Annotated in this window: 5 protein-coding genes and 2 tRNA genes; 3 read left to right on the top strand and 4 right to left on the bottom strand. The window is 46.6% G+C overall.

The window, feature by feature from the left end; translation table 11 throughout:
• Positions 1-26: 26 nt before the first annotated feature.
• Positions 27-1,418, bottom strand: coding sequence for a diaminopimelate decarboxylase family protein (locus tag AC51G0_RS22555; protein ID WP_496303894.1), 1,392 nt, complete (start codon positions 1,416-1,418; stop codon positions 27-29).
• A gap of 715 nt (positions 1,419-2,133) precedes the next feature.
• Between AC51G0_RS22555 and AC51G0_RS22560 the strand changes: the two genes are divergently transcribed.
• The 3 genes from AC51G0_RS22560 (at position 2,134) to AC51G0_RS22570 (ending at position 5,670) form a co-directional block, all read left to right on the top strand.
• A complete protein-coding gene (locus tag AC51G0_RS22560) occupies positions 2,134-3,075 on the top strand; it encodes a phosphate acyltransferase (RefSeq protein ID WP_496303895.1) in 942 nt (313 codons plus the stop codon).
• Between the two features lie 62 nt (positions 3,076-3,137).
• Positions 3,138-4,196, top strand: coding sequence for a butyrate kinase (gene buk, locus AC51G0_RS22565; protein ID WP_496303896.1), 1,059 nt, complete (start codon positions 3,138-3,140; stop codon positions 4,194-4,196).
• Positions 4,197-4,293: 97 nt separating this feature from the next.
• On the top strand, positions 4,294-5,670 hold the full coding sequence (locus AC51G0_RS22570) for an aldehyde dehydrogenase (protein WP_496303897.1): 1,377 nt from the start codon (positions 4,294-4,296) through the stop codon (positions 5,668-5,670).
• Between the two features lie 153 nt (positions 5,671-5,823).
• Here AC51G0_RS22570 and AC51G0_RS22575 read toward each other — a convergent pair whose 3' ends face one another.
• The 3 genes from AC51G0_RS22575 to AC51G0_RS22585 form a co-directional block, all read right to left on the bottom strand.
• Positions 5,824-6,705 carry a LysR family transcriptional regulator gene (locus AC51G0_RS22575; protein ID WP_496303898.1) on the bottom strand — a complete coding sequence of 294 codons (882 nt, stop codon included), beginning with the start codon at positions 6,703-6,705 and terminating at the stop codon, positions 5,824-5,826.
• A 437-nt stretch (positions 6,706-7,142) separates the two neighbouring features.
• A tRNA-Asp gene (locus tag AC51G0_RS22580) sits at positions 7,143-7,219 on the bottom strand.
• Positions 7,220-7,263: 44 nt separating this feature from the next.
• Positions 7,264-7,354 (bottom strand) — tRNA-Ser (locus AC51G0_RS22585).
• Positions 7,355-7,417 lie beyond the last annotated feature (63 nt).

Consider the following 7,417-nt stretch of genomic DNA (forward strand, 5'->3'; position numbering starts at 1 on the left):
TTTAACACTTTTTCGTGACAATACTACTAACGAACAATCTCTGCCTTCAAACGTTCAGGAAATACTTGTGTTGCAAACACATCTTCAATCGTTTCAGCTCTTTTGATCAAATCAACTTCACCGTTATTGACCAATACCGTCGCCGGGCGTGGTAGCGAATTGAACTGGCTAGCCTGAGATTCAGCGTAGTGGCCCACGTCCATGATCGCCAGGATATCATTCCTCTCAAGCTCCGGCATTTTAGCCGCACCAGCCCACAAAGATGGAATACAGATAGGACCAACAATGTCAGACGTCATTGTCAGCTCGTCATCCATCTTCGTCGCTGGCAGCACCATGTTCTTAGACTCTTGAGACTCTACCAAAATGGCCAGGTAAGTAGAGGCATCGCAGGTAGTATAAGCAAGATCCGCATCGCGCTTAACCACATTAACCGATGTCAGCAGGGTACCGATGTTTCCTGCGATATAACGTCCCGGTTCAAGCCACAATTGCGGAACTGGGAAGTCAGCCTTGGTGAACTCATCAAGCATCCCCTGACAAACCACTTCGGCGTATTGCTCAATGGTATGTGGGTTTTGTTCCACACCACGGGATTCCGGATCACGCTCACGAGGCCAGCCGCCCCCTAGATCCACCATAAATGGCGTCACATTGCACTCACGAGATATTTCAATCACATCTTTCGCATACTGGCGGTAAAGCGCTTCCCAGCCTTCCAGCTGCTTACCAAATCGACCTAGGTGAGTGTGGAACCCATAGAATTCAAATGCCGGGATTTCTTTCACTCGTTCGATAATCTTAATCGCTGTATCTTTAAGCAAACCAAATTTAATCCAGCGCATCGCACCCAGGAAATCAGGGAATGGATAAGCGTCAGCGACATAGTCTTTAAAGAACGTATCAGTAAGCACTTTTAGACGTACGCCGATTCGAACGCCAGTGGCACCCAGCTCGTTGGCGATCTGTTCAACAATATCTATCTCTTCATATGAATCCAAGTGAATGGCATAACCGTACTTAATCGCTCTGCGGATTGCTTCTTCGCTCTTCACCGTGCCATTCAATGCTATGCGTTTCGGATCGGCACCACCAATGTATGTCGCTTCTACTTCACCAGGACCGAAGCAATCACCACCAATACCTTCTTCATTACAGATTGCACGTACTGCAAAATTCGTATTGGCTTTGATTGCAAACATTACGTTCACTGGCTGCGGCCAGTTACTTTCGAAAGTGGCCTTTACTCGACGCAAATTGCTACGCAGTGTGTTCTCGCTCAGGACAAACAGAGGGCTGCCATGCTGGGCAACCAAGTCAGACACTTTACAACCGTCTATCGTCAACTCGCCATTGTCAGTCACACTCAGTTGATCCGTTGGTGTGGTTACGGCTTCAAGCTGCTTTCTATAAGACATCAGAGGTTCCTCATACTTATCTAACGATGCACCAAAAGCGGCAGAGTCCGGATCTGGCACGTTATAAATTGATAAGTATTTTAGAACTCAGAGGCTCGCTGATAACATCACTCAGTGTCAGTATTATTGACAGCAAAACCAACGCTGAAATGCTGGATTAGATCACAGGTAAACAGCACAAAGTGAATTGTGATAGATCTCTCAACTCTGTCACAGCAATCCTGCCACAGTCTTACAGAATGACGTTATTGATGTACCCAAACGGAACAAATATCACCCTTCAATCTGACACGAAAACAACCCAGAAAATACTATCATCAAGGAGCTCATGCTCTCTCTTCGTCGAGTCCTACCTGCCATTTTCGTTGGATCATAACGCTATACGTCATCGCTCTCTGCACTCAACTAGGTAACAGCCACCAAAACACTATAACCGCCTGTTTTCAAAGGCTACAACCAATCATAAAACTCATTCTTGCTAAATTTAATCCCACCTTTTTTAGCCCATATTTGCATACACCATTTATTTCTTCCGCTGTCACTGCCCCCAACGGCTGGACTAACAACCAAAGCTCCAATTTTGAGGTGACTGCTGAACTCGGCAAGCACGCCTTGCTGTCAATTAATTTGACACTCACTGAAATTTAAGCTGAGAAGGGTTCAGTAATATGGCGTTGAAAATTGAAGGCGTTATCAGAATTAAAAGGTAGAACCTATGTACGACAAGAATTTCTTTATTGAGCAGGCCAAAAAAGGCAATACCAAGCAACGAGTGGTTGTCTGCGCTGCTCATGATGAAGCAACCATCGATGCTGCAAACAAAGCATTCCTTGACGGCATCATTGATGTCACTCTGGTGGGAGAGCGCTCTCTAATCACTCAGGCTGCTCAGGCATGTGGTGCTAACTTGTCTCACTTTGAGATTATCGAAGCCAACGGCCTGGAAGCCATCGCTTACGAATCAGTAAACGCTATCGCCCAGGGTCACGGTGATGTACTCATGAAGGGGCTGATCGAAACCTCTACCCTGCTCAAAGAAACCCTAAAGAAAGAACATGGGCTGCGTACAGGTAACGTACTGAGCCACGCTGGTGTTCTATTCAAGGAAGGTGGCGAACAATTCCATATCTTCACTGACGCTGCAATGAACATCGCGCCTAACTTGGAGCAAAAGAAAGGCATCATCCGCAACGCCGTTGAATTGGCCCACTCTCTGGGCATCAAAATACCGAAGGTGGCCAATCTCTGCGCCAAAGAAAAGCCATACGACAAAATGCCAGCCACCCTTGATGCTGCCGAACTGCAAAAAGCAAACCAAGAAGGTGAAATTACAGACTGCATCGTTTCTGGTCCGCTTCAGCTGGACATTGCTATCTCCAAGTACGCCGCCAACCTGAAAGGCGTTCAAGATCCTGTAGCCGGTGAAGCCGACATCCTGATGACACCAAATATTGAAGTGGGCAACGTTTTTGCCAAGGCCCTTCAATACATGGCGGGCTTCAGCATGGCAGGTGTACTGCTGGGAGCCCGTATCCCTGTGGTTCTGGTTTCTCGTGCCGACGGCGAGGCGGAGAAAACCATCTCTATTGCACTGGCATGTGCAGTCGCTGCAATGAAAAAACCACAAGTTCAACCAGAACCAGAAGCAACCATTTAACTAAAGCCCACTGCCGCTGCATATCGGTAGCAAGCTCATGCTGTAAATACAGGTAGAAGCACATGAAAGTCTTAGCAATTAACCCAGGATCTACATCAACAAAAATCGGCCTTTTCGAGGATTCTACTGAAATATTCGAAAAAACCTTACGCCACAGTGCCGAGGAATTGGCTCAATACACACGAGTTGCGGATCAAAAAGAATTCCGCAAAGCCGCTATTCTGCTAGCGCTGGCTGAAAATGGCGTGTCCCCAGCCGATCTGACAGCGATTGCCTGTCGTGGCGGAGCATGTAACCCAGTTGAAGGCGGTACCTACAATGTTGACGAGAAACTGGTCGCGGATCTAGTCAATGCTCAAATTCAGCACCCTGCAAATCTGGCTAGCATCATTGGTAAAGAGCTCGCGGACGAGAATGGTATCAAAGCATTTTTCACCGATGCCCCTGTCACCTACGAACTGTCTGAACTAGCAGCGTTTTCTGGCCACAAAGCCATTAAGCGCAAAGGCCGCTTCCACGCACTAAACCAAAAAGCAATCGCTCGGAAATTTGCTGAAGAAAACGGCAAAAAGTACAACGACGTCAACGTGATCGTATGTCACATGGGCGGAGGTATCACTATTGGTGCCCATCAGAAGGGTCGTACCGTTGATGCCACTGACGCAATTTCTGAAGGCCCATTCACACCTGAACGCTGCGGCGATTTGCCAACCCGCGAACTAATTGACCTGTGCTTCAGCGGCCAATTTACCCACGCCGATATGAAGGGCTTCATTCAAGGCAAAGGGGGCGTATTCAGCTACACCGGCACCATCGACATGCGTGATGTTGAAGAGCAAGCACAAGCCGGCGACACCGCAGCAAAAGAAGTCACTGATGCAATGGCTTACCAGGTATCTAAACAAATCGCCGCAATGGGTGCGGTATTCGGCGGACAGGTTGACGGCATTTTGCTGACGGGTGGTATCGCATACAGCAAGTACATCACAGCTGAAATTGCCAAGCGCGTTGGGTTCATTGCCCCAGTCAACGTCTATCCGGGCGAGGTTGAGTTAGAAGCGCTAGTTCTAGGCACTCTGCGAGTACTGAACGGCGAAGAAGCAGCCAAAACCTACGCTTAATTCCATTTTTAACGATTTTGTTAAGGCTGAGCAGTGTGCTCTAAAGCCTTGCAACGCGGTGGTTCGCCACCCAATTAACCACTGAGGTATGTATACTATGTCTTTTGATATCAACACAGCTAAAGGCGTTTTCAATTCAGTTGAAGATGCAATCCAAGCCACTCATCAAGCTCAAGTTGAGTTCTACGCCAACTCAACCAAAGAATCTCGCGAAGCCATTATCGCAGCCATCCGCAACGCTGTGCTATCTCACGCTGAAGATTTCGCAAAAATGGTTCTAGAAGAAACCAAACTGGGTCGTGTTGAAGACAAGGTTGCTAAGCATCAACTAACAGCACTTAAAACACCAGGCACCGAAGTGCTGGAAACGAAAGTATGGTCTGGTGACCACGGCATCTCCATCGAAGAACGCGCTCCTTACGGTGTGATCGGTGCAGTAACGCCGGTGACAAACCCGACAGAAACCGTAGTTAACAATGCTATCTCCATGCTGGCATCAGGTAATGCTGTTGTATTCAATGTTCACCCGTCGGCAAAAGTTGTTTCTGCCGTGATGATCGACCTGCTCAACAAAACTATTGTTGAAGCTGGCGGTATTGAAAACCTGATCACTATGGTTAAAGAGCCGACACTAGAAACGCTAGGTGAAATCGCAAAATCACCTCTAGTAAACATGTTGGTAGGAACCGGTGGCCCGGGCCTGGTAAAAGCCATCTTACAATCCGGTAAAAAAGGTGTTGGCGCAGGTGCTGGTAACCCCCCAGTGATCGTTGATGCTTCTGCAAACCTGGATCTGGCTGCGGCTGGTGTCTACGCCGGTGCCGCTTTTGATAACAACCTGCTATGTATTGGTGAAAAAGAAGTTTTCGTTGAAGACGCTGTTGCTGACGAACTCATCGCGAAACTGTCAGAGCTTGGTGCTTACGTTCTGAGCAAAGACGAAGCTGAGAAACTAACAGATCAAATCCTGACAATGGACGAAATTGACGGTGCTAAACCTTGTACCGCTCAAGAAATCGCCCGCGTATGGCACCCAGTGAAACAGTTCGTCGGTCAAGATGCTGGTGAGATCCTAAAATCAATTGGTGTTGAGTCTGACACCCGCCTGGCTGTTATGGATGTTGATAACTGCCATCCGCTGGTACATGTTGAGCAAATGATGCCGGTTCTACCGATTGTTCGTTGCAAAGACATCAATGAAGCCATCGAGCGCGCCGTCGCTGCAGAGCGTGGCAACAAGCACTCGGCATGTATCTACTCTGGCAATATTGAAAACGTCACCCAGTTTGGCCGCCGTATTAATACGACGATCTTCGCTCATAACGGCCCAACCCTGTCAGGTGTCGGCTACAATGCAGAAGGTACTTCAACCTTTACCATCGCTGGACCTACTGGTGAAGGGATTACCAATGCATTGTCATTCACCCGAGCACGTCGCTTTGCGATTGCCCAAGGCGGCCTACGTATCGTCTAATTAAAAGTTACCACTACATTAACGGATAATTAAAAGCCGGGCTAAGCTCGGCTTTTCTATCTAACCCAAATAATATCCATTTCCCAAACGATTTTGACTAGTTTAATTTTCGTAAGCAATCAACGCATATATTCATAGACAACAACCGTTAAGTTATAAAATATCGTAAATACTCTCTTCAATATTCTCGGCTAACTGCAGTGCCAATTCTGGATGTTGCTCATTTGGCCTCGAGAGTTCTGCAAAGTTTTCATAAAACATGCCATTGGGATGCTTCACTACTTTCACCGTTTCTTTACGCAATTCATTTTTTACCAGTGGCTCGGGCACAATCGCCCAACCTAAATTATCCAGAACAGCATCAAGTACTTCATGGTAACTAGAAAAGCTGATATTGCTACTCGCCAAAGGCTTATACTCAGGGTGAACATCTTCAGATAAATGCGCCAATACAATCTGTCGATGTGTGCTGATTTCAACACTCGATACTTTGGGCATATCCGCTAATGGGTGATTAGCGGCACATACCACCATCATTCGGATCCGGTGAAGCACATTCACATTAAGGCTCGGATCATCCGTCGTGTTTATCATCAATCCATAGGCGACATCTACTTGTTTGTCTTTCACCAGAGTTGGAAGATCAGGGCTGGAGGCTTTAATCGCCGAAAACGTTGCATCTTGATCACTTTCAGATATTAGCGCCAACTGTTTACGCCAAAAGCTCAACGGCAAACTATCATCGTAGGCAACGCGAATATTATTACTCACGCCTTCAGCTAAACGTAGTGACTTGGAATAAATATTATCTGCAATATTGACGATATTCTTACAGTCAGCAAATAACTCTTGGCCTGCTTCACTTAACGTTAACTTGTTTTTAGTTCTATAAAATAACTCAACACCTAACTCATCTTCTAAGCTAGATAATGACATACTAAGTGAAGTCCGGCTTTTTCCCATGATCCTAGCAACATGTGACAACGAACCACTTTCAGCTGTCAACACAAACGTGCGCAATTTAAGTATATTCATAGGGTTTCCTATATCTACAGTTCTGTCATTATCCATGTCATTATACAGTTTATTATTACTTTTTTGATAGCAAAGATAGTGTGCGGTACCAGGCCTTGGTTAATATCATTTTTGATTAATGTCAGAGATTGGCTTGATAATAAAGTGTGCGCATTTTCCACCAATTATGACCTACACAATAACTAAATAAGCTTAAATTTTAATAATACGAATCCGTGTTATTAGATAATGATTACATTAAATAATCAGTTGAACGCATACCCAAAAGCCCCAGCATTTCTGCCGGGACGCGTAGTCTGAGGCTTCGTTGTAATGGCGGAACGGCGGGGACGCCCAGTCCGGGCTTGCGCACAAGCGGGACTCATTCGACCGTAGGGCGAACTCAAACGCAACACATACAAAAAAGCCTCAGCATTTCTGCTGAGGCTTCGTTGTAGTGGCGGAGCGGACGGGACTCGAACCCGCGACCCCCGGCGTGACAGGCCGGTATTCTAACCAACTGAACTACCGCTCCAATTCTGTACGAAACCCGATGGTAATCATCCAATTTCTAGAATGTGGCGGAGAGATAGGGATTTGAACCCTAGATACGCTACAAACGTATGCCGGTTTTCAAGACCGGTGCTTTCAACCACTCAGCCATCTCTCCGTAAGTGCGGCGAATAATACGGGGCAACCCGTTCCTTGTAAAGCAGTTTTTTCAACTTTTCAA

The sequence above is a fragment of the Photobacterium sp. HL06 genome, from assembly GCF_059552575.1.